30 protein-coding genes and 2 pseudogenes are annotated in these 25,620 nt (G+C 65.1%); 19 read left to right on the top strand and 13 right to left on the bottom strand.

The window, feature by feature from the left end:
- Window positions 1-25: 25 nt before the first annotated feature.
- On the bottom strand, window positions 26-451 hold the full coding sequence (locus ACVILL_RS40030; RefSeq protein ID WP_456734041.1) for a universal stress protein: 426 nt from the start codon (window positions 449-451) through the stop codon (window positions 26-28).
- Window positions 452-607: 156 nt separating this feature from the next.
- The gene (locus ACVILL_RS40025; RefSeq protein ID WP_456734040.1) at window positions 608-1,150 is read right to left on the bottom strand and encodes a SixA phosphatase family protein; all 543 of its coding nucleotides are present in this window, start codon (window positions 1,148-1,150) and stop codon (window positions 608-610) included.
- Between the two features lie 95 nt (window positions 1,151-1,245).
- Between ACVILL_RS40025 and ACVILL_RS40020 the strand changes: the two genes are divergently transcribed.
- The 5 genes and pseudogenes from ACVILL_RS40020 to ACVILL_RS40000 all read left to right on the top strand — a co-directional run bounded on the left by ACVILL_RS40020 (window position 1,246) and on the right by ACVILL_RS40000 (window position 9,318).
- On the top strand, window positions 1,246-2,742 hold the full coding sequence (locus ACVILL_RS40020) for an NAD(P)/FAD-dependent oxidoreductase (protein ID WP_456734039.1): 1,497 nt from the start codon (window positions 1,246-1,248) through the stop codon (window positions 2,740-2,742).
- Window positions 2,743-2,815: 73 nt separating this feature from the next.
- Window positions 2,816-3,317: pseudogene (gene msrB, locus ACVILL_RS40015) on the top strand (peptide-methionine (R)-S-oxide reductase MsrB).
- Between the two features lie 285 nt (window positions 3,318-3,602).
- Window positions 3,603-5,506, top strand: a pseudogene (locus ACVILL_RS40010) (flagellar hook-basal body complex protein).
- A 46-nt stretch (window positions 5,507-5,552) separates the two neighbouring features.
- Window positions 5,553-7,430 carry a flagellar hook-associated protein FlgK gene (gene flgK, locus ACVILL_RS40005; protein ID WP_456734038.1) on the top strand — a complete coding sequence of 626 codons (1,878 nt, stop codon included), beginning with the start codon at window positions 5,553-5,555 and terminating at the stop codon, window positions 7,428-7,430.
- A gap of 7 nt (window positions 7,431-7,437) precedes the next feature.
- Window positions 7,438-9,318, top strand: coding sequence for a flagellar protein (locus ACVILL_RS40000; RefSeq protein ID WP_456734037.1), 1,881 nt, complete (start codon window positions 7,438-7,440; stop codon window positions 9,316-9,318).
- 135 nt (window positions 9,319-9,453) lie between these two features.
- Here the strand turns inward: ACVILL_RS40000 and flbT are convergent, their stop codons facing one another.
- Window positions 9,454-9,885 (bottom strand): flagellar biosynthesis repressor FlbT, encoded by a 432-nt coding sequence (gene flbT / locus ACVILL_RS39995; RefSeq protein ID WP_456734036.1) that lies wholly within the window; start codon window positions 9,883-9,885, stop codon window positions 9,454-9,456.
- 363 nt (window positions 9,886-10,248) lie between these two features.
- Between flbT and ACVILL_RS39990 the strand changes: the two genes are divergently transcribed.
- The 3 genes from ACVILL_RS39990 (at window position 10,249) to ACVILL_RS39980 (ending at window position 12,385) form a co-directional block, all read left to right on the top strand.
- Window positions 10,249-11,418 (top strand): flagellin N-terminal helical domain-containing protein, encoded by a 1,170-nt coding sequence (locus tag ACVILL_RS39990; protein ID WP_456734035.1) that lies wholly within the window; start codon window positions 10,249-10,251, stop codon window positions 11,416-11,418.
- A 206-nt stretch (window positions 11,419-11,624) separates the two neighbouring features.
- Window positions 11,625-11,990 (top strand): flagellar biosynthesis regulator FlaF, encoded by a 366-nt coding sequence (gene flaF, locus ACVILL_RS39985; protein ID WP_456734034.1) that lies wholly within the window; start codon window positions 11,625-11,627, stop codon window positions 11,988-11,990.
- A gap of 29 nt (window positions 11,991-12,019) precedes the next feature.
- The gene (locus ACVILL_RS39980) at window positions 12,020-12,385 is read left to right on the top strand and encodes a hypothetical protein (protein ID WP_456734033.1); all 366 of its coding nucleotides are present in this window, start codon (window positions 12,020-12,022) and stop codon (window positions 12,383-12,385) included.
- A gap of 18 nt (window positions 12,386-12,403) precedes the next feature.
- Here the strand turns inward: ACVILL_RS39980 and ACVILL_RS39975 are convergent, their stop codons facing one another.
- From ACVILL_RS39975 to ACVILL_RS39960, 4 genes are all read right to left on the bottom strand, one after another.
- Window positions 12,404-12,790: a hypothetical protein gene (locus tag ACVILL_RS39975; RefSeq protein WP_074131709.1), complete on the bottom strand. Its 387-nt coding sequence runs from the start codon at window positions 12,788-12,790 to the stop codon at window positions 12,404-12,406.
- A 162-nt stretch (window positions 12,791-12,952) separates the two neighbouring features.
- Window positions 12,953-13,453: a hypothetical protein gene (locus ACVILL_RS39970; protein WP_456734032.1), complete on the bottom strand. Its 501-nt coding sequence runs from the start codon at window positions 13,451-13,453 to the stop codon at window positions 12,953-12,955.
- A gap of 21 nt (window positions 13,454-13,474) precedes the next feature.
- The gene (gene flgJ, locus ACVILL_RS39965; RefSeq protein WP_456734031.1) at window positions 13,475-13,831 is read right to left on the bottom strand and encodes a flagellar assembly peptidoglycan hydrolase FlgJ; all 357 of its coding nucleotides are present in this window, start codon (window positions 13,829-13,831) and stop codon (window positions 13,475-13,477) included.
- Window positions 13,831-14,955, bottom strand: a complete 1,125-nt coding sequence (locus ACVILL_RS39960) for a flagellar basal body P-ring protein FlgI (protein ID WP_456734030.1) — start codon at window positions 14,953-14,955, stop codon at window positions 13,831-13,833. Before ACVILL_RS39960 ends, flgJ begins: the two co-directional genes overlap by 1 nt.
- A gap of 267 nt (window positions 14,956-15,222) precedes the next feature.
- Between ACVILL_RS39960 and ACVILL_RS39955 the strand changes: the two genes are divergently transcribed.
- Entirely contained in the window at window positions 15,223-15,636 is a 414-nt protein-coding gene (locus ACVILL_RS39955; RefSeq protein ID WP_076858793.1) for a flagellar assembly protein FliX, read from the top strand.
- Between the two features lie 57 nt (window positions 15,637-15,693).
- On the opposite strand, the gene ACVILL_RS39950 is transcribed toward ACVILL_RS39955, so the two are convergent.
- Window positions 15,694-16,080, bottom strand: a complete 387-nt coding sequence (locus tag ACVILL_RS39950) for a winged helix-turn-helix transcriptional regulator (protein WP_074131694.1) — start codon at window positions 16,078-16,080, stop codon at window positions 15,694-15,696.
- 105 nt (window positions 16,081-16,185) lie between these two features.
- Here ACVILL_RS39950 and ACVILL_RS39945 point away from each other — a divergent pair, with 105 nt between their 5' ends.
- From ACVILL_RS39945 to ACVILL_RS39935, 3 genes are all read left to right on the top strand, one after another.
- The gene (locus ACVILL_RS39945) at window positions 16,186-16,797 is read left to right on the top strand and encodes an NAD(P)-dependent oxidoreductase (protein WP_456734029.1); all 612 of its coding nucleotides are present in this window, start codon (window positions 16,186-16,188) and stop codon (window positions 16,795-16,797) included.
- A 221-nt stretch (window positions 16,798-17,018) separates the two neighbouring features.
- The gene (gene dksA / locus ACVILL_RS39940) at window positions 17,019-17,384 is read left to right on the top strand and encodes an RNA polymerase-binding protein DksA (RefSeq protein ID WP_170991616.1); all 366 of its coding nucleotides are present in this window, start codon (window positions 17,019-17,021) and stop codon (window positions 17,382-17,384) included.
- A 255-nt stretch (window positions 17,385-17,639) separates the two neighbouring features.
- Window positions 17,640-18,446, top strand: a complete 807-nt coding sequence (locus tag ACVILL_RS39935) for a phytanoyl-CoA dioxygenase (RefSeq protein ID WP_456734028.1) — start codon at window positions 17,640-17,642, stop codon at window positions 18,444-18,446.
- 27 nt (window positions 18,447-18,473) lie between these two features.
- On the opposite strand, the gene ACVILL_RS39930 is transcribed toward ACVILL_RS39935, so the two are convergent.
- The gene (locus tag ACVILL_RS39930) at window positions 18,474-18,902 is read right to left on the bottom strand and encodes a winged helix-turn-helix transcriptional regulator (RefSeq protein ID WP_456734473.1); all 429 of its coding nucleotides are present in this window, start codon (window positions 18,900-18,902) and stop codon (window positions 18,474-18,476) included.
- Between the two features lie 97 nt (window positions 18,903-18,999).
- Between ACVILL_RS39930 and ACVILL_RS39925 the strand changes: the two genes are divergently transcribed.
- Both ACVILL_RS39925 and ACVILL_RS39920 read left to right on the top strand, forming a co-directional pair.
- Complete coding sequence (locus ACVILL_RS39925; protein WP_456734027.1) at window positions 19,000-20,028, top strand: SDR family oxidoreductase; 1,029 nt, start codon at window positions 19,000-19,002, stop codon at window positions 20,026-20,028.
- A gap of 87 nt (window positions 20,029-20,115) precedes the next feature.
- Window positions 20,116-20,901, top strand: coding sequence for a 2-keto-4-pentenoate hydratase (locus tag ACVILL_RS39920; RefSeq protein ID WP_456734026.1), 786 nt, complete (start codon window positions 20,116-20,118; stop codon window positions 20,899-20,901).
- Between the two features lie 56 nt (window positions 20,902-20,957).
- On the opposite strand, the gene ACVILL_RS39915 is transcribed toward ACVILL_RS39920, so the two are convergent.
- Window positions 20,958-21,710 carry a carbonic anhydrase gene (locus ACVILL_RS39915; RefSeq protein WP_456734025.1) on the bottom strand — a complete coding sequence of 251 codons (753 nt, stop codon included), beginning with the start codon at window positions 21,708-21,710 and terminating at the stop codon, window positions 20,958-20,960.
- A 455-nt stretch (window positions 21,711-22,165) separates the two neighbouring features.
- On the opposite strand from ACVILL_RS39915, the gene ACVILL_RS39910 reads away from it, so the two are divergent.
- The 5 genes from ACVILL_RS39910 (at window position 22,166) to ACVILL_RS39890 (ending at window position 24,169) form a co-directional block, all read left to right on the top strand.
- The gene (locus ACVILL_RS39910; RefSeq protein ID WP_456734024.1) at window positions 22,166-22,489 is read left to right on the top strand and encodes an ArsR/SmtB family transcription factor; all 324 of its coding nucleotides are present in this window, start codon (window positions 22,166-22,168) and stop codon (window positions 22,487-22,489) included.
- A complete protein-coding gene (locus ACVILL_RS39905) occupies window positions 22,486-22,917 on the top strand; it encodes an SRPBCC family protein (RefSeq protein WP_456734023.1) in 432 nt (143 codons plus the stop codon). Before ACVILL_RS39910 ends, ACVILL_RS39905 begins: the two co-directional genes overlap by 4 nt.
- Window positions 22,918-23,084: 167 nt before the next feature.
- Window positions 23,085-23,318 carry a hypothetical protein gene (locus tag ACVILL_RS39900; RefSeq protein ID WP_456734022.1) on the top strand — a complete coding sequence of 78 codons (234 nt, stop codon included), beginning with the start codon at window positions 23,085-23,087 and terminating at the stop codon, window positions 23,316-23,318.
- A 48-nt stretch (window positions 23,319-23,366) separates the two neighbouring features.
- The gene (locus tag ACVILL_RS39895; RefSeq protein ID WP_456734021.1) at window positions 23,367-23,786 is read left to right on the top strand and encodes a DUF1801 domain-containing protein; all 420 of its coding nucleotides are present in this window, start codon (window positions 23,367-23,369) and stop codon (window positions 23,784-23,786) included.
- Window positions 23,787-23,896: 110 nt separating this feature from the next.
- Entirely contained in the window at window positions 23,897-24,169 is a 273-nt protein-coding gene (locus tag ACVILL_RS39890; protein WP_456734020.1) for a hypothetical protein, read from the top strand.
- 36 nt (window positions 24,170-24,205) lie between these two features.
- On the opposite strand, the gene ACVILL_RS39885 is transcribed toward ACVILL_RS39890, so the two are convergent.
- The 3 genes from ACVILL_RS39885 to ACVILL_RS39875 form a co-directional block, all read right to left on the bottom strand.
- Entirely contained in the window at window positions 24,206-24,544 is a 339-nt protein-coding gene (locus ACVILL_RS39885) for a hypothetical protein (protein ID WP_456734019.1), read from the bottom strand.
- A 155-nt stretch (window positions 24,545-24,699) separates the two neighbouring features.
- Window positions 24,700-24,993: an antibiotic biosynthesis monooxygenase gene (locus tag ACVILL_RS39880; RefSeq protein WP_211988802.1), complete on the bottom strand. Its 294-nt coding sequence runs from the start codon at window positions 24,991-24,993 to the stop codon at window positions 24,700-24,702.
- 99 nt (window positions 24,994-25,092) lie between these two features.
- Window positions 25,093-25,536, bottom strand: a complete 444-nt coding sequence (locus ACVILL_RS39875) for a hypothetical protein (protein WP_456734018.1) — start codon at window positions 25,534-25,536, stop codon at window positions 25,093-25,095.
- Window positions 25,537-25,620 lie beyond the last annotated feature (84 nt).

Raw genomic sequence — 25,620 nt, 5'->3', positions numbered from 1 at the left:
GCGGGCCGGCTGGACCGATCGCGCTTCAGTGCCGCACCACCAGCACCGAGCATTTGGCGTAGCGCACCACGTGGCCGGCATTCGAGCCGAGGAAGTAGGTGCGCATCGCCGGGCGGTGCGAGGTCATCACGATCAGGTCGGCCTTCATGGTCGCGGCCTCTTCGAGGATCTCGTGATAGATGCCGCCCTGGCGGACCACGCCGGAGATGCGCCCGGGCGCGATGCCGGATTCGCGCGCGACGATCGCAAGCGCTTCCTCCGACGTTTCACGCTGCTGGCTGTCAAAATCCGCCGGCACATATTCGGCGAGCATCACCGGCGTCATCGGCAGTACGTTGAGCAGACGCACCACCCCGTTCCATGTTTGCGACAATGTCGCAGCGGTTGCGATCGCCGGCTTCGCCAGATCGGTATCGGCGAGGTCGATCGGCACGAGAATGGACTTGTACATCTGCGCCTCCTGTCCGCGATTGGTCTGGAGCCGTTTGGTCCCTGTGCCGGGACGCGCGCCTTCTTTTTCTTGGAATAACCCGTGGTGTCGACGCGAACCGGTCCCCCTGTCGCGCGATATCAATATAGCATGGCGCAGCGACCGTGTCCGCCTGTGTCAGCTGCGCGAGGCCTGCTTCAACAGTTTAGGACTGACGAACAGGACGAGCTTGCCGCGCCGGAAGGACACGTCATTCCAGTCGTCGGTCGCGAAGTCGAACACGGCGAGCCCCGAGGTCGGCAGATTGTCGCCGAGCGCGCGCATCGCGGCCGCGTCGCCGCTGCCGGTCAGCGTCAGCGCGAGCTCATGCATGCCGGGATTATGGCCGATCAGCATCAGCCGCTTCGGATCGGTGACCGAAGCCATCCGGATCGCGGTCAAGAGCTGCGCCGGATCGGCGCCGTAGAGTTCCGGCAGGAATTCGACTTTCGGCGCAGGTCCAGCGCCTTTCAGCGCCTCGCGCACGATCTCCCAGGTCTGCGTGGTGCGAGCCGCAGGCGACACCAGCGCCAGATTGGGGAGGGGCTGATGGCGGGCGATCCAGCCGCCGATCTCCGCCGCATCGCGGTGGCCGCGCTCGTCGAGACGGCGGTCCTGGTCGTGCCCCGAAGGCGCGTCGTGTTCGGTCTTGGCGTGACGCAGCAGCAGCAAACGGCGCATGGACTTCCATTTCGATTCGGTCTGGTCGAATTAATTCTACAGGCTCATGCCCCGGACAAGGTGACAAGCGCCGCAGCGGTTCGTAAGAAAACGCCATGAGCGAGACTTCCACAAGTGCGGCGGACGGCCCCGACGGGGCGGCCTCGCCGTTCCGCGACCGCCTGGCGTTCGACCTCGACGTCGACATTTGCGTGGTCGGGGCGGGGCTGGCCGGCCTGACCGTGGCGCGCGAGGCGGCGCGACTCGGCGCGAGCGTCGCCGTGCTCGAAGGCCGCCGGGTCGGCTCGGGCGCCTCCGGCCATCATCTCGGTACCGTGATGCCGGGGTTCGGCCTGCCGATGACAGACGTGATCGAGCGCGTCGGCATGGACGATGCCCGCGAATTGTGGGCGCTGTCGAAGCTAGGCGCCGACTATGTCCGCGCCACCGCTACCGAAGATTTGATCCCGGGCATCAATCCGAGCGACGGCGCGCTGGAGGTCTCCAATGTCGATGTCGGCGAGGCGCTGATCAGCCGCCTGCAGACGCTGGCCGAGGATTTTTCGACCGAGGTCGAAGGCTGGCAGGTCGATCGCGTGCGCAGCGTGCTGCGGACTGGCCGCTATTTCCACGGCATCTACTATCCGAAGGCGTTCCAGATCGACGGCCGCAAATATGTGCACGGGCTCGCCGCATTGGCGACCCGGGTGGGCGCGCGGATCTTCGAGGAGACGCCGGTCGTCAGCATCGATTTCTCGGGCATCCGCAAGCGCATCGTGACGCCGTCGGCACGATTGCGTGCCAACCACATCGTCCTCGCCGGCAATGTCCATCTCGGTGCGCCGCTGAAGCGCCTGTCCGACACGCTGCTGCCGGTGTGGCGCTACGCGGCGCTGACCGAGCCGCTCGGGGAACGACTGGCGGAGACGATCGCCTTTCCCGGATCGGTCGCCGACAGCGACGGCATCGACCATTTCCGCGTCGTCGACGGCGACCGCCTGCTCTGGGCGAGTCCGGAAACCACCTGGGACGCGCGGCCGCGGCGGCTCGGCGCGGCAGTGCAGCGCCGCATCGCCACGATGTTTCCACAGCTCGGCAAGGTTCCGATCGCGGAGATGTTCGGCGGTGCGGTCGGCGTCACCGTGCACGGCATGCCGCAGATCGGCCAGTTGCGCAGAGGCCTGTGGGTGGCGAGCGGCTTCGGCCGGCAGGGACTGAATACCTCCGCGCTTGCGGGCCAACTGATCGCGCGCAGCATATTGTGGGGCGACGACCGCTGGCGGCTGTTCTCGCCGTTCGAGCTGGTCTGGGCCGGCGGCACGACCGGCCGCGTTGCCGGCCATTTCGTCAGCCTGTGGGCGAGGGGGGCCTCGTCCGCGGCGGGCGTTCTGGCGCGCTACCGCGAGGGGGCCCGTGCGCGGGAGCAGGTCCGCGAGGCGCGGCTGGCCGAGGCCAATCTCAAGGCCGGAACCAGGGGACCGGCGCTCCGCCGCCCGCCGGGGGCCGTCGTCCGGCCGGTGCCGCCGCCAGCGCCCCGGCCGGTTGCGGCCGCCGAGGAGCCGTATCCTCACGCCTCGCAAGAAAGTGAGCGGATCTCCGACGGGCGGATGTAACGTCAGCCGGCGGGGTTCGTATTTGTTGGCGAACCCGTTCGCCAGTATTGGCCGTCCGCATCGGAGATGATTGATGATCGATCGCCGCATCCTGCTTGCTTCCGCAGCCGGCCTGTTCGGCTTTGCCGCCTTGCGCTGGCTGCGCGCCTCGCCGGCGCAGGCCGCCGAGAAATTCGAGATCGAGAAGACCGACGCCGAATGGCGCGCGCAGCTGACGCCGCAGCAATACGAGATCCTGCGCAACCAGGGCACCGAGCGGCCGGGATCGAGCCCGTTGCTCAAGGAGCATCGCAAGGGCACCTTCGCCTGCGCCGGCTGCGACCTGCCGCTGTTCTCGTCCGAGACCAAGTATGAGAGCGGCACCGGCTGGCCTAGCTTCTACAAGCCGCTGGACAATGCGGTTGGCACCACGTCGGGACCGCACCTTCGGCATGACACGCACCGAGGTGCATTGCCGCCGCTGCGGCGGCCATCTCGGCCACGTCTTCGACGACGGCCCGAAACCGACCGGGCTGCGCTACTGCATGGATGGCTTTGCGCTGGTATTTCACCCGGCGGCACCGTCGGCGACCTGATAGCGTTTTCGAACGAAGCCTGTCCCGCACTTGATGCGGGATGGCTACTGGTTCGCGTCTGGAAAACGCGTCGAAACAACGAGAGGGAGCGCGGTCAGAACTGCGCTCCCTCTCGGCAATTGTTGCCTGCCCGGCAATTGTGCCCCGGTTAAACGGCCGGGGCTTTTTTTTCAAGCGCATGATTTTGTTACGTTTCGTTTCCTGGCACGACCCTTGCGACATGCTTCGCCGATGCGGCCATCGTTCTGATTGCCAGCCGCCGGGATTCGAATTGGAGAACATGTCATGGGTATCTTCGGCGCTCTCACGACGGCGGTCGGTGGCTTGCGCGCAGGGTCGTACGCGCTGGAGAACATCTCCGGCAACATCGCCAACTCGCAGACCACCGCCTTCAAGCGCATCGATACCTCCTTCCTCGACCTGGTCCCGCAGACCGCGCTGACCGCGCAGCTTGCCGGCGGCGTCACCGCGCAGTCCCGCTCAACCAACTCGGTGCAGGGCGACGTGCAGGCGGCGTCGGTCGCGACCTTCATGGCGATCAACGGCAACGGCTTCTTCGCGGTGCAAAAGCCCGGCAGCTTCACCGACGGCGCGCCGGTGTTCGACGGCGTCGACCGCTACACCCGCCGCGGCGATTTCCAGCTCAACAAGGACGGCTATCTGGTCAACGGCGCCGGCTATTACCTCGAGGGTGTGCCGATCGACCCGACCACCGGCAACCCGTCGGGCTCCTCGCCGCAAGTGCTGCGCTTCAAGAACGACTTCCTGCCGGCGCAGCAGACCACCAAGATCGACTACCGCGCCAACCTCGCGTCCTATCCCTTGACCACGGCGCACGACACCTCGGTTCCGGGTTCGGAGCTGATCCGGCCAGGCGCGTTCAGCAGCGGACATAATCCGCTGGTGCTGGGTACGCCCGCCGCGCCTTATACGGATTCTTCCGTCACCGGCACCGCGCAGAACAACAAGGCGACGCCGTCGGTGGCCAATACCGCGGCGACCCTGCTTTCGGGCGCGGCCGGCAGCGACTCGATCAATGCAAGCTTCAGCGCCGGCTCTGCCGGCCCCCCGGTGGTGCCCGCCGATACGATCACGGTCAACGGGACCGTGCAAGCTTCAGCGCCGGCTCTGCCGGCCCCCCGGTGGTGCCCGCCGATACGATCACGGTCAACGGGACCGTCATCACCTTCGTGGCGTCGGGCGCGACCGGCAACCAGCTCAATGTCACCGACAGCATCGGAACGCTGCTCGCCAAGATCGACGCGATCACCGGTACCGCTACGCCATCGACGATCAGCGGCGGCAAGATCACCCTGCACTCCGGCACCTCGGCGGACCTCAACGTGACGAGCTCGAACTCGACTGCGCTGGCGGCGCTCGGCTTCACCGGCTCGGCGGTGGCGACCCGCGGCGGCGGCGGCACGGTCGGCACCGGCCAGGTTGTCGGCAACGACAACTCGACCTTTCTGAACGAGTCCGTCTCGGGCGGCGCCGTCACGGCCTACGACGTGTCGGGCGCGCCGGTGAACCTGCAATTCCGCTGGGCCAAGACCGACAGCTCCTCGCTCGGCGCTGGACATACCGATACCTGGAACCTGTTCTATCAGGTCAATCCCAACGCGACCGGCACCCAGGTTTCCTGGCAGAATGCCAACATCAACTTCACCTTCGCGTCGAACGGCCAGATGTCGCCGGCGATCTCCTCGGTGGCGCTCAACAATGCCGTCGTCAACGGCGTGTCGCTCGGCAGCCCCGTGATCAATTTCGGCTCCGGCGGCGTGACCCAGTTCGCGGACGCCAACGGCAACGTCCAGGTCAACCAGATCCAGCAGGACGGCTTCCCGGCGGGCCAGCTGCAATCGGTCAGCGTCTCGACCAACGGCCGCATCGTCGGCAACTACACCAACGGCCGCAACATCGATCTCGCCGAAATCTCCGTGGCGACCTTCAACGGCACCAACTTTCTCAAGCGCATCGACGGCGGCGCGTTCGAGGCCACCGACGAATCCGGCGCGGCGTTGTTCGGCAAGGCCGGCACCATCGTCGGCTCGTCGCTCGAGAGCTCGAACACCGACATTGCCGACGAGTTCACCAAGCTGATCGTGACCCAGCAGGCCTATTCGGCAAACACCAAGGTGATCACGACGACCAATTCGATGGTGCAGGACCTCCTGAACGTGGTGCGCTGATCGCATCGGCGACGCATATGTGAAGCAGTAAAGGCGAGTACACAGCATGGGTTTGAGCCAAGCCCTTTCCACCGCGATGTCGGGCCTGCGCGCCACGCAGGCCTCGCTTTCGCTCGTGTCGTCGAACGTCGCCAACGCGGAGACGCCCGGCTACGTCAGGAAGACGCTGAACCAGACCACCGGCACCACCGGCCAGTTCGGATCGAGCGTCCTGATTACCGGCGTCAACCGCCAGCTCGACGAATTCCTGCAGACCCAGCTTCGCACCGAGACGTCGGGCGCCGCCTACGCCGACGTCCGCTCGGACTTCCTGGCAAACCTGCAGGGTGTCTACGGTAATCCCGACTCCACCGGCACGATCGAGGATGCCTACAACAAGTTCCTGACCGCGCTGCAGGGGCTGTCGACCAGCCCGGACTCGCAGTCGGCCCGCATCGGCGTCGTCAATGCCGCACAATCGATGGCGCAGCAGCTCAACGCGACCTCGCAGGGAATCCAGACGCTGCGCGCCAACGCCGAGGCCGGCATCAGCGACTCCGTCAACACCGCCAACAATGCGTTGCAGCAGATCGCGCGCCTCAATGTGCAGCTGCAGGCCAATGGCGGCACGCAGGACGCCTCGACCGCGGCATTGCTCGATCAGCGCGATCGCTACGTCACGCAGCTCTCGCAGTTGATGGATATCCGCACCGTCACCAACAGCCAGAACCAGGTGACCGTGTTCACCAATTCCGGCGTGCAGCTGGTCGGGACCGAAGCGGCGACGCTCAGCTTCAACGCCCAGGGCACGATGACGCCCAACACGCAGTACAACACCGACCCGACCAAGAGCACCGTCGGCACCATCACCATCACGTTCCCGCATGGCGGCACCTATGACATGGTGTCGACCAATTCGATCCGCTCCGGCAAGATCGCCGCCTATCTCGAGCTGCGCGACAACACGCTGGCGCAGGCCCAGACGCAGATCGACCAGTTCGCCGCCGCGATGTCGAGTGCGGTGTCGGACAAGACGACGGCGGGCACCGCGGTGACAGCGGGCGCGCAGTCCGGCTTCGACCTCGATCTCTCGGGGCTGCAGAACGGCAACACCATCCATGTCTCCTACAAGGACAACACCACCGGCCTCACGCACAATCTGTCGATCATCCGTGTCGACGATCCGAGCGTGCTGCCGCTGAGCAATAGCGCGACCGTCGATCCGAATGACGAGGTGCTGGGGGTCGATTTCTCCGGCGGCATGAGCTCGGTGCTGGCGCAGCTCAACGGCGCGCTCGGCGGAACCGGCCTGCAATTCTCCAATCCGTCCGGCTCGACGCTGCGCGTGCTCGACGACGGCGCCGCCAACAAGGCCGACGTGACCGCATCATCGGTCACGACAACCGTCTCCTCGTTGACCTCGGGCAATCCGCAGCTTCCGCTGTTCACCGACAATGGCGGGCTCTACACCGGCGCGACCACCGCGAACGGCTCGCAGTCGACGGGCCTTGCCGCGCGGATCAGCGTCAACACCGCTCTCGTCGGCGATCCCTCGCGCATGGTCGTGTACTCGACCAATCCGCAGACGCCGGCCGGCGACACCACGCGCGCCAACCTCATTCTGAACCAGCTCTCGAACGCGTCGTACAGCTATTCGCCGCAGACCGGGCTCGGCACGTCGGGCGCGCCGTTCACCGGTACGCTGCTGAACTTCGCCAAGCAGTTCATCAGCCAGCAGGGCGAGTCGGCGACCGCCGCCAAGCAACTGGCCGACGGTCAGGATGTCGTGCTGAACACGCTGCAGACCAAGATGGACTCGACCTCCGGCGTCAACATGGACGAGGAGATGGCGCATCTGCTTTCGCTCCAGAACGCCTACTCCGCCAATGCGCGCGTGATGTCGTCGATCAAGCAGATGTACGACGCGCTGCTGCAGCTCACGTGAGGGTGACATGTCGATCGACGGCGTAAGCGGCAGAACTTCCTATATCGGCACCACGATCCTCAACCTGCGGAATCAGCTCAATGACCTGACGACGCAGCTTGCGACCGGCAAGGTGTCGACGACCTATGCGGGGCAGGGGCTCGATCGCGGGTTCGCGCTCAGCCTGCGCGCGCAGATCAGCGGCATCAACGCGTTCGCCGACACCGCCACCAACCTCAATACGCGCCTGAACGTGGCCAACCTCAGTCTGCAGGGGCTGTCCGACGTCGGCACCCAGGTGAAGAACGCCTCGACGACGGCGACGCTGACGCTCAACGAGAACGGGCAGACCTCGGGCCAGATCACGGCGCAGGCTGCGCTTGCCAATGCGGTCGCGATGCTGAACAGTCAGTCGGGCGACCGCTACCTGTTCTCCGGCCGTGCGATGGATACGCCGGCCACGGTCTCCGCCGACGTCATGCTCAAGGGCACCGCCACCCAGGCCGGCCTCAACCAGCTCATCAGTGAGCGCAAGCAGGCCGATCAGGGCAGCAACATGATGGGGCGCGTGAGCGTCTCGTCGCCACCGGCGACCACGACGGTGACCAGCATTGCCGAGGACGGCTCGCCGTTCGGCCTGAAGCCGCTGTCGGTGCAATCGTCATTGACCGGCGCCACGGTGACGCAGCCGACCGGCACGCCGAAGTCGGAATCGGTCGATCTCGGCGCCGTCAATCCGAAGGATGGCGACAAGATCAAGTTCAACTTCACGATGCCCGACGGCACCACCGAGGCGATCGAGCTGACGGCGACCACGACGAACCCGCCGCCCGCCGGCTCGTTCCTGATCGGGGCCGACACCACGGCCACGACCGCAAACCTCCAGACGACCCTGACGTCGTCGATCAAGACCTTGAGCGACACGTCGCTGGTCGCAGCCTCCGCGGTCGCCGCGTCCAACAACTTCTTCAATCCGGTCGCGACCGTTGCGGGCGCCGCCGTCAACAACCAGAACACGCCGCCGGCGCCGATCTCAGGCGCGACGGCGCTTTCGGGCGCGGCGGGCACCGACTCGCTGTCGACGAGCTTCGCGGCCGGCGACACCATCACGGTCAACGGCACCTCGATCACCTTCGTGGCCTCGGGCGCCACCGGCAACCAGGTCAACATCACCGACAGCGTGCAGACGCTGATGGCGAAGATCGACCAGATCAGCGGCACCAAGAATCCGTCGACCATCAGCAATGGTGCGATCACGCTGCACGGCGCCAACGGCCAGAACCTCTCGATTTCGAGCTCCAACACGGCCGCGCTCGGCGCGCTCGGCATCGCCAATAATACGACCGCGACCCCGGCGCCGCTCAGGGTGGGCGGACCGCCGTTCGACACCGCGACCAATCTGGTCGCGGGCACCCCCGACAACACCGTCTACTGGTACACCGGCGAGAACGGCCCGGGATCGGCGCGCGGCACCGCGGTCGCGCAGGTCGATCAGTCGATCACCGTGCAGTATGGCGCGCGCGCCAACGAGCAGGCGTTCCGCTATCTGCTGCAGAACGTCGCGGTGTATGCGGCGGTGACCACCAACGCCAGCAACCCGAATGCGAGCGCGCAGGTGACGGCGCTGGCGCAACGCATCAGCGCCAACCTCGCCCCGCAAAACGGCCAGCAGCAGATCCAGGACGTGCAGGCCGAGTTCGCCGGCGCGCAGACCGCGACCAAGGCTGCCACCGATCGCCAGACCCAGCTCAAGGGCATGGCGGAAACGATGCTCGACTCGGTCGAAGGCGTCAATCAGGACGAGGTCGCGACCAAGATCCTGGCGCTGCAGACCAGCTTGCAGGCGTCGTATCAGACCACCTCGATGCTCTATCAGACCACGCTGTTGAAATATCTGCCGATCAGCTGATCGCTCGCCTTCAACTCCAGCCAGCAAAGGGGCCTCCTCGCGGAGGCCTTTTTCGTTCGGGCGAGGGAGGCTAGAGCGTTTTCAAGCGACGTGGACGCCGGTTCGGGTGAGGACAACGCGTCAAAACGAGAAGCTCTATGCGCTCTTGCGCGTGCCGTCCCGATCGGCGTTTTGCTGGTTGCGCGCGGTTTCCAGCAGCTTCTCCTCATGCGCGATCAGCTTCTTGGATTCCTTCAGCGCGTGATAGAGATCGCCGTTGAGGATGAAGTTGTTGACGCTTTCGATGAACGGCCAGGCGCTCGGCATCGCCGTGATGATGTCGCGCACCAGGCTAAAATAGGTCGGATGGTGCGCCATCGGGTCCGGCGACAGATACATCAGCTGCACCGCGAGATAGATCAGCTTCGCCGGCGTGTCCGCGGTGTCCGGCGTCAGGATGTCCTTCTCGCGCAGGATCGGGATGCGGTCGCCGTCGATCAGCAGGCGGGCGCGCTGGTCGGTGTTGGTGATCACGCAATTGCCGACGATGATGCGCTCGTTCGGTTTCAGTTCGACCTTCAGGGCCATGACCGTTCTCCTTTGCCGGCAGCCGCGCGATGTCGTCGCTAGCGGAACATGTTCGGCACTGCTTAGCAGCCGCCGTCGCGGCCCGGGGCCGATGCGACAGCGATCCTTTCCCATGATGGTTAATGCTTGGTGAACAACGGACCGCCGCGACTGCCGGCATCCGGCCGGAATCGGCAATCCTCTCAGTAGTTTTCGCGGCGAACCTCGCCCGATGGCGACAATTTTATTCTTCGGCATTCGACTCAAATGCCGTGCCGGAGATTTCTCTTTCCTTCGCGGGCCTGAACGCAGGATCGGCTATCCGCCCGATCAGAAAGGATTGGCGCGGTTTTTTCCTCAGTTTCACACCAGAAAGGTATGAAAATGTCCGATATCATTCTGTCGTCCTCCGTTCGTCAGAACCTCCTCTCCCTCCAGTCCACCGCCGATCTGCTCTCCACCACGCAGAACCGTCTGGCCACCGGCAAGAAGGTCAACACGGCGCTCGACAACCCGACCAACTTCTTCACCGCTCAGTCGCTCGACAACCGCGCCAGCGACATCAACAACCTGCTCGACGGCATCGGCAACGGTGTGCAGGTGCTGCAGGCCGCCAACACCGGTATCACCTCGCTGCAGAAACTGGTCGATACCGCGAAGTCGATTGCCAACCAGGTGCTGCAGAGCCCGACGGGTTACACCACCCGGTCGCAGGTCACCTCGACCGCGGCGCTCGGCGGCACGGCGGCCAACCTCGTCGACGGCACTACGATCAAGAGCGGCGACGTTCTTGCGATCGCGGCTTCGGCCGGCCAGCCCGCCTTCACGTTCACCTTCGGAGCGAGCAGCTCGCTGGCGCAGCTGAACACGGCGCTGTCGGCTAGCAACCTGACGGCGAGCCTCGACAGCTCCAACAAGCTCGTCATCACCACGACCAATGACGCGGCGTCCTCGACGATCGGTGCGGTGACCTTCACCAACACGGGCGGCGGCACCGCGACGTTCAGCGCGGCCGGCACGGCTCCGGTTGCCGACTCGGCTTCGCAGTCGGCGCGCGCGGCCCTGGTGCAGCAGTACAACAACACCATCTCGCAGATCACGACCACGGCGCAGGACGCGTCGTTCAACGGCATCAACCTGTTGAACGGCGACAGCCTGAAGCTGACCTTCAACGAGACCGGCAAGTCCACGCTGAGCATCACCGGCGTCACCTTCAGCGCTTCCGGTCTCGGCCTGAAGTCGCTGACCGCGGGTACCGACTTCCTCGACAACAACTCGGCGAACAGCGTGATCTCCTCGCTGAGCTCGGCGAGCTCCGCGTTGCGCAGCGAAGCCTCGACGCTGGGTTCGAACCTGTCGATCGTGCAGATCCGTCAGGACTTCTCGAAGAACCTGATCAACGTGCTGCAGACCGGTTCGTCCAACCTGACGCTGGCCGACACCAACGAGGAAGCGGCCAACAGCCAGGCGCTGTCGACCCGCCAGTCGATCGCGGTCTCCGCGCTGGCGCTGGCCAACCAGAGCCAGCAGAGCGTGCTGCAGCTGCTCCGCTAAACGCACCGACAAGCGCATCGAGAACGGCGGGGGAAACCCCGCCGTTTTTCTTTGTCTCCGGGATATTACGGTATCTGTCTATGCCGCCGGAACGACGTATTTCGTAACAGTTGCTAACCATATTTAAAGGCGCCGGATGCATAAATATCGAGCGCTAGAATTGCGTCTTCGCGGCTCGAGAAATCCGCATCCCATCGAGGTCATTAATGTCGAATGCAGCCCAGGCCTACGCTCGTACGTCCACGACGACGGCGTCCCCACGTGAAATCGAGGCGCAGGCGCTCCTGAAAGCGGCCCGTCAGCTGCAGGAAGTCCAGACCAACTGGAACGGTCCCGACAAGGCGCTCGACCACGCGTTGCTGTTCAACCGGAGGCTGTGGTCGATCTTCCTCAGCGCCGCGCAGGGCGACGACAATCCGCAGCCGCTCGAGGTGCGTCAGAACATCGCCAATATCGGCGTGTTCGTGATGAAGCAGACCGTCGACATCCAGATGAATCCGGATCCGGCCAAGCTGAAGTCGCTGATCGACATCAATTGCAATCTCGCCGCCGGTCTCTCGGGCCGCGGCTGATCGCGTAGTCTCACGACGGAGCGCGCGGCATGGCCGACGTATTGAGCATCCTGTCGGCCAACTACAAGGCCGCCGGCCTGACGGTTCCGTCGAAGACGCCCTATGTCGCCGTCGATCCGAATCTCTATGAGGGCAGCTGGAGCGGAAAATACGCCAACAACAAGTCGTTCAACATCTCGGTGTCGAACGTCGATGGCTTCCGCGCCAAGGTCCACTATCAGAGCGACGGCACCAGCAAGTATCAGGACGTGCTGATCAAGGACGGCGCGTTCCGGATCGGCGATACCAAGTTTTCGCTGGTGCAACAGGGGACGGCATTGATCAGCAATGTCGTCACCGATCCGGCCACCGGATCGACCTATCTCGACAAGGCCTACGCCACCCAGAAGACTTGAGGGTTCGTTCGCCCGCGCTCAGGCGCGGCGGTCGGTCGCGCGCGCCCGCGTCGGCGCATCCTTGCTGAGATCGAGCGCGTGGAAATAGGCGCGGCGGCGCAATACGGCTTCTTCCGGAAACTGTCTCACCACCAGGTTCGTGCGATTGTCGACCACCTGATAGACCACGGCGCGCGCGTCGCGGTCGATGATGACCTGGTCGGTGACCGAGGGCGCCTGATTTGAAATCGATGCATTGACGGCGTTGGGATCGATCGTGACGCGCACGCTCGGCTCCGGAGCGGTGACGCTCTGGCTCGCGGGCAATTCGGTCTTCACCGCCTTCTGCGCCGTATCGCTCACAGGAGTGATCATCGGCGCTGCCACCGGTGCCCCCACCGGCTTGATGTTGAAATCCGTACTCATGGCAGCCTCGTAGTGCACAGGCACTAGTTTGCTTGAGTCAAATCCCAACCCCTCACGGTCCGCAACTCTACGGGGAACCTCTCAACAGGGTGTTAGAGAACACGCTGAACGCTGTGCTGCCGCGGCCGCGTCGAATTGAGCTAAATTGTCGGCGTGCGCGGCTCAGAGCGTCCGGCTGACGGCGATCGGCGTCATGTTGCGCGGGCCTGGAGCCGCGCGCTGTCCGTTCGCGGTGTAGGTGTTCGGAATGTTGCGCCGCTGCACCTCGGCATTGACGCCACGCACGATGCCTTCGGAGACCGCGTGTGCGGTGGCGAGCACGGTCAGGTTGACCTGCAGCATGGCGCGGAATGTTTCGTGATGGCGGCGCAGCGTCGCGAGCAGCTCGGGGTCGGTCTGCGACAGCATCTTCTGCATCGACTTCAGGTGCTCCACAGCGAGCATGTAGCGCCGTGACAGATCCGACTTCTGCGCCTCGAGCCGCATGCCCTCGCGGATCTTGCCGGCGCGGACGAATTCGGTTTCCTGCTCGACGACCGTGAGCAGTGCGCTCATCACCTCGGTCAGCTCGTTGGCGAGCCGCGCGACGTCGGGCGGCGTCGACATTGTGGGCCGCGCGGCGGGGGCGGATGCGGGCCGCGGCTGCTGGGGACGCTGGTTCATCGCGCTCTCCTTGAAACCGAATTAGCTCTTGTTCGCCTGCTGCAGGATCAGCGAGCGGAACACTTCGTTGGAAATGCCGACGCCGCCGGCCTTGGCGAAATTCTTCGAATACTCGTCGGTCAGCATCGAGCGCCACGGGCCGGTGCCGACCGTGTCGCCGTACGGGCCGTCGCCCTTCACGCCGGTCGTCATCTGCGAGAACATCGTGTTGAGGAACATCGATTCGAAATCGGTCGCGGTTGCCTTCGCCTTGGTGATCTGCTGCGGCGTGACCTTCTTCATCGCGTCCTGCAGCACGGGATCGGGGCGGCCGTTGAACATCGGCATCAGCGCCTTGTTCGGCATGCTGCCGGTGGTGCTGTTGATCAGGCTCGCCATCACATCACCTCGATGTCGGCTTCGATCGCGCCGGCGGCCTTGATCGCCTGCAGGATGCTGATCAGGTCGCGCGGTCCGATGCCGAGGCCGTTGAGGCCGTCGACGAGTTGCTGCAGCGAGACGCCGTTTCTGACGAGCGCAAATTTCTTGCCGTCCTCGCTGACGCCGACGCTGGTGCGCGGTGTCACGACCGTTCGCCCGCGCGACAGCGGATTGGGCTGGCTAACCTGCGGGCTCTCGGAGATCGTGACGGTGAGGTTGCCCTGCGCGACCGCGACGGTGGCGACGCGAACATCGCGGCCCATTACGATGATGCCGGAGCGCTCGTCGATCACGATCTTCGCGGTGAGGTCGGGCTCGACCTGCAACTGCTCGATCTCGGTCAGGAAGGCGACGACGTTGCCCTTGAACTCCGGCGGGATCGCGAGCTGCACGGTCGAGGGATCGATCGGCTCGGCGGTCTTGACGCCGAGATAGTCGTTGACCGCGGCGGCAATCCGCTTGGCGGTGGTGAAGTCGGCGTTGCGCAGCGCGAGGCGTACATTGGGCAGGCGGTTGAGCGCGAACTCGATCTCGCGCTCGATGATAGCGCCGTTGGCGATCCGGCCGACGGTCGGCACGCCGCGTACGACGCTGGCGGCGGCACCTTCGGCCGCGAAGCCGGCGACCGCCACGGATCCCTGCGCCACCGCGTAGACATTGCCGTCGGCGCCGAGCAGGGGGGTGACGAGCAGGGTGCCGCCCTGCAGGTTCTTGGCGTCGCCGAGCGCGGAGACGGTGACGTCCATGCGCGTGCCCTGGGTGCCGAACGGCGGCAGGTTGCCGGTGACCATCACGGCGGCGACGTTGCCGGTGCGGATGGTGGCGCCGCGGATGTTGACGCCCATGCGCTCGAGCATCGCCTGCAGCGACTGCTTGGTGAACGGGATGTTGTTCAGCGTGTCGCCGGTGCCGTTGAGGCCGACCACGAGGCCGTAGCCGATCAACTGGTTCTGGCGCACGCCCTCGATATTGGCGAGGTCCTTGATCCGCGACGTCGCAGCCGCCGGCATGACGGAGGCCGCCAGCGCCAGCAGCGCGGCGCAGGCCACTCCGAATAGTTTTGCGATGCGGATGCCGGGCATCCCGATGCTCCCCTCGAACTGAACTCGCGGATCACGCGACACTCCCATGACGGCGATCCGCCATTAACCATGCGAGCTGCGTGCCACTCTGTCTCGGTTCGGCAATGTGTTGATATATTTATCGAAATTGTCGGGCCGTCATTTTCCTCCGGTTGGCCAGGGAGCGCGAAACTGCCGTGCGGCGGCAGAAATTGCCGGGTCGTTTACGCATCGTTAACCATAAAACGGCGATGCTTGCGGGCATTCAGGCCTGCGGGATCACTTGAGATGCGCATCTACGGACCGAACGGCACCACGCTTGGCACGTCCACGAGCTCGACGCGGCGCACCTCGTCGAGCGGCTTCTCGCTGCCGGATGCGACGACCGCGCAGGAGGAGGTTCGCTCCACCGCCGCGCCGAAGGCCGCCGCCAGCCTCGATGCGCTGCTCGCGCTGCAGGGCGTCGAAGACCCGACCGAGCGCCGCAAGCGCTCGGTGGCCCGCGGCAAGGGCGCGCTCGACGTGCTGGACGCGCTCAAGCTCGGACTGCTGTCCGGCAATTTCGATTCCTCCACCGTGAACCGGCTGCGCGATGCCGCGGCGAGCCTGAAGGAATCCTCCGGCGATCCCGGCCTCGATGCCGTGCTGAGCGAGATCGAGTTGCGCGTCGAAGTCGAGCTCGCCAAGGCCGGGCAATACTAGGCCGCTCTCGTCCACCTAACCCGCATCAAGCCGCCGGTGCCTCAGGCCGCCAGTGCCTCAGGCCGCCAGTGCCTTGCGCTGCGCGTCGTAGCGGCGTTGCGCGGCCAGCACCTCCTTCAGATTCTGCTCGGCCCAGTCGCGCAGCGGATCGACCGCCTCGGCGAGCGTCGAGCCGAGCGGCGTGATCGAATACTCCACGGTGACCGGCACGGTTGCGATCGCCCGGCGGCGCAGCAGCCCGTCGCGCTCGAGACTCTTCAACACCTGTGACAGCATCTTCTGCGAGATGCCCTCGATGGCGCGGCGCAGCTGATTGAAGCGCATCGGCTCGCTGCGCAACAGCAGCAGGATCAGCACCGCCCATTTGTCGCCGACCCGGTCGAGGATCTGGCGCGTCGGGCAATTGGCGGCATAGGCGTCCGGCTTCAGGCTGGCGGCTTTCATCGGGGTTACTCCGGCGTAATCAGGTGAGACAAGAGTGCCTTCTTCACACCTACATCCATTTCGCTATCTAGTCACCATTGGAAACTACAAATCGGAGACTTGAGAATGAAGATCGCCATCGCCGGCGCGTCCGGCCAGGCCGGCTCGCGCCTGACGGCGGAACTGGCCCGCCGCGGCCATGCCGTCACCGCCATCGCCCGCAACCCGGAGAAGGTCGCAACCCTGCCGGGTGTCACCGCCAGGAAGGGCGACGTGAACGACCAGGCCGGCCTGGCCGCGCTGTGGGCCGGCCACGATGCCGCGATCAGTTCGGTCCATTTCTCGGTCAGCGACCCCCTCAAGCTGATCGGGGCCGCCAAGGCCTCCGGGGTCGGCCGCTATCTGGTCGTCGGCGGCGCCGGCAGCCTCGAAGTGGCCCCGGGCGTCCGCCTGGTGACGACGCCGAATTTCCCGCCCCAGTACAAGGCCGAGGCTACCAAAGGGGCCGAATTCCTCGACCTGCTGCGCCGGGAGCAGGACCTGAACTGGACCTTCCTGTCGCCCTCGGCGCTGTTCGTGGCGGGCGAGCGGACCGGCAGGTTCCGGCTCGGGACCGACCAGCTTTTGACCGCCGCCGACGGCAAAAGCTCGATCTCGTTCGAGGATTTCGCAGTTGCACTCGCCGACGAAATCGAGCGCCCGGCCCATATCCGCAAGCGTTTCACGGTCGGTTACTGAGGGGGCGGGAGGAGGGGTGAGGCGGCCCCCAGGCAACCGGATAAGTTTGCCTGTGCAAGGCCTTGGGGGCAGCCCGCCTTTCGCGGTGGCAGATATTGTCTGTCACATGACGTGGCTATATAAGGCGCCGCGCGGGGGGGTCTTGTTCCCTCTGCCTGACAGGGACATGGCTGCCTTTGGAAAAGCTGAAGAACTACCGGCCGACTGAAAAAGAGCCTTTCATGAATGAGCGGCAGCGCGACTATTTCCGCGCCAAGCTGCTGGCCTGGAAGGATGAAATCCTCCGCGAATCGAAGGTCACTCTGCAGACGTTGCAGGAAGAGAACGTCAATCATCCCGACCTCGCGGACCGAGCGTCCTCGGAAACCGACCGTGCGATCGAACTTCGTGCCCGCGATCGTCAGCGCAAGCTGATCTCCAAGATCGACGCGGCGCTCCAGCGCATCGAAGACAACACCTACGGCTATTGCGAAGAGACCGGTGAGCCGATCTCGCTGAAGCGGCTCGAAGCCCGCCCGATCGCGACGCTGTCGGTGGAGGCGCAGGAACGCCACGAGAAGCGCGAGAAGGTCTATCGCGACGAATAGTGGCTGCAGATCGCCACGGATTGCTCCCGGCGCGCACCGGTTGTAGATTCGCGCCGCCATGATGACACGTACTCTCAACATCGCCTCGGTCTTCTTCCTGGGCTGATCCGCTTCCAACGGGAAGCACGCTTCCTCGCGGGAAGCGCCGATCGCCCCGGCAAGCCCTGCTTGGCCGGGTTCCAGTGAACCGAATCAGCCGGTCGGGTTCCGCGCATCGCGGACCATCGATGGCCGGCGACAATTTGAGAGACAATCATGAACGATCGAGACGACGCGCGTGCGCTGAGCGCCACGCAAATCGCGCAATTCATTGCGCAGGGCTTTGTCAGGATCGACAACGCCTTTCCCCGCGAACTCGCCGACCAGGGACGCGCCGTCATGTGGCGTGACCTGCCGTGCAGCGAGCATGATGCTGCGACCTGGACGCGGCCGGTGGTGCGATTACCCGGCTACGGCGGCACGCCGTTCCGGGAAGCGATCAACGCGCCGGTGCTGTACCGGGCGCTGGATCAGATCGCAGGTCCGGGCCGCTGGCTCTCGCGCGACAACATCGGAACCTTTCCGGTGCGCTTCCCGCATCCGGACGATCCCGGTGATGCCGGCTGGCATGTCGACGTCAGCTTCCCCGGCGACGATTGCGACCCGAACGAGCGCAGCGACTTCTCCGCCTGGCGGGTCAACATCGTCTCGCGCGGTCGCGCGCTGCTGATGCTGTTCCTGTTCTCCGATGTCGGCGAGCATGACGCGCCGACCCGGATCAGGGTCGGCTCGCATCTGCCGATGGCGCGCTATCTGGCGCCCGCGGGAGAGGCCGGCCGTTCGCGCATGGTGCTCGACGACATCGGCGCCGACTGCGAGGTCGCGCTCGCGACGGGCGAGGCGGGCACGGTCTATCTGTGCCATCCGTTCCTGATCCATGCCGCGCAGAAGCATCGGGGCACGACACCGCGCTTCATGGCGCAGCCGGCGCTCGGTGCCGGCGAGCCGTACCGGCTCGAGCGCGACGACGGCTCCTACTCGCCGGTCGAGATCGCGATCCGGCAGGCGCTTGGCATGAGCTGACGCACCAATCTGAAGGCGAGGCGACAGTCAGGCCAGTTCGGCTCCGAGTGTCGCCTCGTTTGCAGGCGCGCTGCGGCGCGGGCCGTAGGTCTTCGACCAAACGAGCAATTCGCGGAAGGCCGGCGTCAGGCCCCAGGCCGAATCCGTCAGCTCATATTCGACCTGCAGCGGCTTCTCGGCGAGCACCCTGCGCGCCACCAGCCCGTCGCGCTCGAGCTCGCGCAGCTGCGCGGTCAGCATGTGCTGGGTGATCGGCACGAGCGCACGGCGCAGCGCGCCGAACCGTACGCCGCCATGCATCAGCGTGAACAGGATCTCGAGCTTCCACTTGCCGCTGAGCGCGTGGATCGCGTTCTTGGAATCGATCAGCAGAGCGAGGTCGGTGGGGCAGCTGTCGCAGTCACCGCCGTCACAAACATCCGTGGTATTGTTTTCCATACCGGTCTCGATTTTCATTCTACTTGCTCGAACAGAGATAGTGACCAGATGCGGCCTGTGCAGGGTGGTGGGCGGCGCGATGTCCGAACCCGCCGAACCATGGAAGGGCGAGGACATGAGCACGGTTTTGGTCACGGGCGGAACGGGTTTTGTCGGCGTGCATACGATCCTGCAGCTGCTGGCCGACGGGCACGCGGTGCGGACCACGGTGCGCAATCCGGACCGCAGCAAGGACGTGATCGCGATGCTGCGCGAGGGCGGCGCCGTGACGGCCGACCAGGTCCGCTTCGTCACCGCAGACCTCACGCGCGACGACGGCTGGCGCGAGGCCGTTTCGGGTTGCGATTACGTGCTCCATGTCGCATCTCCGCTCGGCTCCAATGCGCCCGAGGACGAGAACGAGCTGATCGTTCCGGCACGCGAAGGAACGTTGCGCGTGCTGCGCGCGGCGCGCGAGGCCGGCGTGAAGCGCGTCGTCGTCACATCGTCGTTTGCGGCGATCGGCTATGGCCATCCGCCGCAAGCGGCGCCGTTCGACGAGACGGTCTGGACCAATCTCGAGGGCCCTGACGTGCAGGCCTATCCTAAATCGAAGACGTTGGCCGAGCGCGCCGCCTGGGATTTCGTCGCGCGCGAGGGAAATGGCCTCGAGCTCGCCGTGGTCAATCCCACCGCCGTGTTCGGCCCGGCGCTGGGTCCCGATTTCTCGGAGTCGATCGGCATCGTCAAGGCGCTGCTCGACGGCGCGATGCCGGCGGTGCCGCGGATCCATTTCGGGCTCGTCGATGTGCGCGATCTCGCCGACCTGCATCTGCGCGCCATGACCTCGCCCAAGGCCAGGGGGGAGCGCTTCCTGGCGGTCGCCGGCGAGACCATGTCGGTGCTGCAGGTGGCCCGCGTGCTGCGCAAGAAGCTCGGCAGCAAGGCGCGGCGTGTGCCCCGGTTCCAGGCGCCGGACTGGATGATGCGGCTTGCCGCGCGGCGCAATCCGCTGGCCCGCGCGGCGCTGCCGCTGCTGGGCAAGGTGCGGCGTTCGACCAGCGCCAAGGCGCAAAGCCTGCTGGGCTGGCGGCCGCGCGGCAATGAAGAGATGCTGGTCGCGACCGCCGAGAGCCTGATCCGGCTCGGGCTGGTCAAGGCCTGACGCCGGCTCCCGTCCAGCGTGCTTGCCAGACGCGTCCGCGAGTGCTGAATTGCCTCCAGTGAACAGAGTAACAGGGAGGCTGCGCAGATGGACCGGGTCCTCGCGGCCGCAAAGGCGATCGCCAGCGCGCGCCGCAGCCGCGCGCCGCTCAAGGCGCTCGCGAAAGACGCCGTACCGCGCGACGAGGCCGAGGGCTATCTCGTGCAGCGCGCGCTGCACGATCTGCTGCTGGAGCAGGTCGGCAGCCTCGTCGGCTACAAGATCGGCTGCACCAGCGCGGTGATGCAGGAGTATCTCGACATCCCGCATCCCTGCGGCGGCGGCGTGTTCGAGAAGGTCGTGCATGACAGCGGCGTGAAATTGCCGGCGGCCGATTTCATCCATGTCGGCGTCGAGTGCGAGATCGCGGTGCGGCTGGCGCGCAATCTTGCGCCGGGCGAAGCGCCGTTCACTGCCGAATGGGTGGCGGAGGCGATCGAGGCCTACCATCCCGCGATCGAGATCGTCGACGACCGCTACGTCAAATGGGAGACGCTGGGCGCGCCGACGCTGATCGCCGACGATTTCTTCGCCGCCGGCTGCGTGCTCGGGGGCGCGGTGCCGCGCATCACCGCGCCCGATCTGCGCGAGGTTACGGGACGCGCGATCGTCAACGGCAAGGAGGAGGGGCGCGGCACCGGCGCCGACGTGCTCGGCCATCCCCACAACGCGCTCGCCTGGCTCGCCAACCATCTCGCCGCCGAAGGCCGTGGCCTGCATGCCGGCCAGATCGTGCTGACCGGCAGCCTGGTCAAGACGGTATGGCTGAAGGCGGGCGATGCGGTCGTCATGGAGCTCGATGGTCTCGGCAAGGTCGAAGCGACGTTCACCTGAGTGACATTATGTTGACGAGCGTGTCCCCACACCGAGTGTGCAAAGCGACACGCGGTTCACATCGCCGGCCGTTTGGCCTCCGTGACCAGCTCGACCTTGCCGTCGGCCAGCCGATAGACTGCGCCGACAATCCCGATCTTGCCTTGATCGAACGCGGCGCTGATGATCGGTGTCGCCGTTTTGAGCTTGGCGACGTTATCGATGACGTTCTGCCTGATCGCATCGGCAAGCCGGTCGCCCGAGCTGCCTTCGGTCGCATTCACGGCCGGCGCGATCGCCTTGACCAGCGAGGGCAGATGGCCGGGCAGGGTGGTGTTGTCCTTCAGCGACTTGATCGCGGCGTCGACCGCCCCGCAGCTGTCGTGGCCGAGCACCATCAACAGCGGCACGTTGAGCACGGACACGGCATATTCCAGGCTCGCGATCATCTCGTCGCTGGCGAAATTGCCGGCGACGCGGCAGACGAACAAATCGCCGCGGCCGGTATCGAAAGCGTATTCCGGCGCGATGCGGGAGTCCGCGCAGCTCAGGATGGCGGCGAATGGATTCTGTCCGCCTGCCAGCGCCTCGCGCTCGTGCTTGAAATCATGCCGCCGCGAAACGCCTTCGACATAACGCAGATTGCCTTTCACCAGCCGGTCGAGCGCCGCGTCGGGCGGCAGCACGTTCTGCGGCTTCGGCGGTGGTTTGGTCTCCTTGGCTGATATCGGCGGCAAGAAGGCGAGGCTGGCGGCGGTGCAGGCCGCAGCAGCCAGGAAGTGGCGCCGGGAGTTTTGCCTCGGAGGAGCGACTTCGCAGAGCTGGCACATCAAGGTTCTCCGTGAACAAGGACCGCGTCCGCGCGATGGTTGTAGGTCATACAAGGCGCCACCGCAACGACATGCATTGACGCGCTCGTGGCCGCCACGTCCGCAACGGCAGCCACGTCCACAAATGTCGTCCTGGCGAAAGCCACGACCCGTAGCCCCGGATTGGTTTGTGAACGGAATCGCGGCCCCAGCGATCGCGCAGCAATGAGCGGGGGTAATGGGTCCAGGCTTTCGCCAGGACGACGATGAGGACGGGTCTCGATTCAAGATGCCAAAAAACGCGGTCAGCCTATGAATAACTTGTGGGTTATTAAAGGCACACGTGCAGGCGCGTTTGCGGACGCCCGCACCAAAGAGGAGATCTTTGCAGCCCATCGCGACTGACCAAGTTTTCGGTTGACTCATCCATAACCGGCCAGCTATACGTAAATCCATAGCCAGCGGGTTATGATTGTATGCCGGACGCTCACGATATCCTGTTCCGAACCCTCGCCGACCCGACCCGCCGGGCCATCTTCGAGCGCTTGTGCCGCGAGGGCGAGCAGACCGTCGGCGCGCTGACGGCACGGGCGAAGATTTCACAGCCGGCGGTGTCGAAGCATCTCGGTGTGCTGAAACAGGCCGGGCTGGTGCGCGATCGCCATGAAGGCCGGCAGACGCATTACAGCGCGCAGCTCGGTGCACTGGCGCCGCTGATCGACTGGACCAGCCAGATGGCGGGCTTCTGGCAGAACCGGTTCGACCACCTCGAAGATCTTCTCAAAAGGATGGACCAATGAACAAGACCACCGCTGAGACGCGTTCCGCGATCGTCGAGCGCGAATTTCCTCATTCCCCGGAAAAGCTCTGGCGCGCGCTGACGCAACCGCATCTGATGGAGGAGTGGCTGATGAAGAACGACTTCAAGCCCGAGGTCGGGCACAGCTTCAATCTGCGCGGCGAGTGGGGCGGCGTGCTGGACTGCAAGGTGCTCGCCGTCGAGCCGCACAGGACGCTGTCCTACACCTGGAATTTCGCGCATGAGGATGCCGCCTACAATCTCGAGAGCGTGGTGGTCTTCACGTTGACGCCGACCGCGCGCGGCACTCACCTGCGCGTCGAGCAGTCCGGCTTCCAGCCGCATCAGAAGCAGGCCTATGGCGGCGCCCATGCCGGATGGAAGCAGTTCCTCGAGAAGCTCGATCAGCTGATGGCGCGGGAAGGCTGACATTCATCATACCGTCGATCAGCAGCGATCGAGATCATCGCTCGTTCTATCCTCGTCATTGCGAGGAGCGAAGCGACGAAGCAATCCATGCGTCAGCGCGTGCGGAGCGATGGATTGCTTCGCTTCGCTCGCAATGACGATCGTACTCAGACAAACAGGAGGTCACATTGAACTGGAACAACTGGATCCGGCAGTTTCACCGCTGGCTCTCGATCGCCTTCACGGTCGCCGTTATCATCAACATCGTCGCGATGGTCATGCAGCAGCAGGCCGTCTGGATCGGCCTGCTGGCGTTGTTCCCGCTGATTTTCATGCTGCTCAGCGGCCTGTATCTGTTCGCGTTGCCCTATCTGGCGCCGCGGCGGGAGTGTCAGGGATCGACGCCGGTGTCCCAAGTGTGATTGCATGGTGTGAGTGATCAAGGGCAGACGAGGAACGCGAGGCGGCAAATGACGGCATCGGAACGGATCGACCGGATGATCGAGGATCTCACCGACTGGCGCGGCAAGACGCTCGCCAGCCTGCGCAAGAGCATCCTCGCCGCCGACCCCGAGATCATCGAGGAATGGAAGTGGATGGGCAGCCCGGTGTGGTCGCGCGACGGCATCATCGCGGTCGGCAACGCCCACAAGGGCAAGGTGAAGCTGACCTTCATGTATGGCGCGCAGCTGCCGGACCCCGACAAGCTGTTCAACACCGGCTTCGAGGGCAATGCGCGGCGCGCGATCGATTTGTTCGAGGGCGACAAGATCAACGCCCCTGCGCTGAAAGCCCTGATCCGCGCCGCGATCGAGCTCAACCAGGCCAAATCGAAGAAGTCGGCGAAGAAGCCGGCAAAGAAAGCCGCTGGCGCGAAGAAAAGGGCGTGAGCTGCGCCGGCATGCAGTCTGCTGACGCGATCAATCCGAGATGACCAGAACGCCCCAACTGAACCCGCCGATCGCGGTGGCGACAAACCTGGAACGGGGAACGGACGGTAATGGACTGGGAAGCGCTTTTGGAGGCTCTGCTGGGCTCGTTTCTCCCAGCGCCGACGGGCTCCAGATTGCTTGACGCAGCGCCGACCGGAATCTTCCGCTCACCACTTTTCTGGACGTGGATTGCGCTGCTCGCCGGTCTGGTCGGGCTCGCGTGCTGTATCCTTCACATCGGCTTCCGGTCGACGCCGGCGCTGCTTTGGCTCGCGCTCCTCGTGAACGGCGTGGCTCTGGTGTTCGTGCGGCGCGCGCTCAAATGGCGCTATCCGATCTAGCGGCTTCGGTCGTGCGTCGCGCCGCAGGCGGCCAACTTATGCCGAGATGTCGACCGCCTGGCCGGCCTTGCCGGCGCTCTTCTCGAACGACTGCTCGATCAGTTCCTTGATCTTCTGCTCGACCGCGGTGCGCTGATCCGGCGTCATGTTCTTCAGGTCCTCTTCCGACAACCCCATGCTCTTGAGGATGTTGGCGCGCATGCGGTCCATCGGGCTCATCTGCGCGTATTTGAGAAACTTCTGCTCGACGGTCTCGTCGGGCGAGATGCCGCCGGAGGCTTGCGTGGATCCGCTGGCGTCGGCGGTCAGCGGTTTCTTCAATGTGCCAGTCGTCATGCTGGCCGTGACCGGTCCAAAGGCCGAGATCGACGTCATCTGCGCGCGCGGTCCCCGTTTGCAATGCTGCAACCGCGGAGCAAATGACGTGCCATGCAGTGCGGCAATGATTTCAAGGAGATCGCGGCAACGCCATGCGCGTGCGACGAGCAGCCGGCAGCTTCTGCCGGGCGAAGTCTGCCTGGGTGTGGCCGTCAGGCCTTCGTATGCACGATCACCGGGCCCGCCACCGCGGTGGCCTGTCCGACCAGCAAGGGACCGAGATTGTCGTCGATCCAGGCCAGCGCGCGGCGGTTGGCTTCCTCGGCACCGGCATAATTGTTGAAGACGCTGATCGCCGTGACGGTGTCGTCGCCGGCATAGACCACGTAATAGGCCATGAAGCCTTCGACGTCGCTGATGATCGGGATCGCGCCTTCCTTGATCCGGCGCGCGAGTTCTTCGGCGGTGCCGGTCTTTGCCTTGGCCTGACGGATGGCGGCATACATGGACTTGCTCCTTCCGGCTGGATCGATCGGGCTGCGCTTCGTGCGCATGCAGGATCGTACGCCGGCCGGGGCGCGGACGCTATCGGGAATGGGGACGGCTCAGACGATGCGCTTGCCGGCGAATGGATTCGGCGAGCGGCGGCTGATAGCGGGCTTGGGCAGCTTTGCGAGAACAGCCGGAGCCGGCGCGGATTTCGGCGGTGGCGTTGGCGTGGATTCCGGCAGCTGCAAGAACAACGTGGCCTCGAACAGCACGCCGGGGGCCTGCTTGGCCGTCCCCATGCACACCGCGCGGTTGCCGCTGAAGGAGCCCGTCAGCTCGGCCTCGACCTCGTCGCATCCGAACACGGTGGTGAACGGGCCGTCGGCATATCTGCGCGTGGTGAGGACCGCCGTGAAGCGATCCTCGTCGAGCTGATACGAGCCGCCATAGGTGAACATGGCGTCGCCGCCGCTGATCCTGCCATTTGCGAGCTGGACTATTCCGGTGCCTTCACCCCGCGGCGTCCGGAACCACGCCGCATATCGTCCGTCTCTTTGCATGACCGTCATACAAACAGAAAACCCTGCGTTGTCGCCTAGCTACGTTGCAAGCGTCGGGACTGCTACTGCGGGTTGCTGCAAGGG

It is taken from the genome of Bradyrhizobium sp. USDA 3364 (assembly GCF_054056355.1).
Note: the sequence above shows the minus strand (reverse complement) of the source record. Positions and strands in the feature narration are given on the sequence as shown.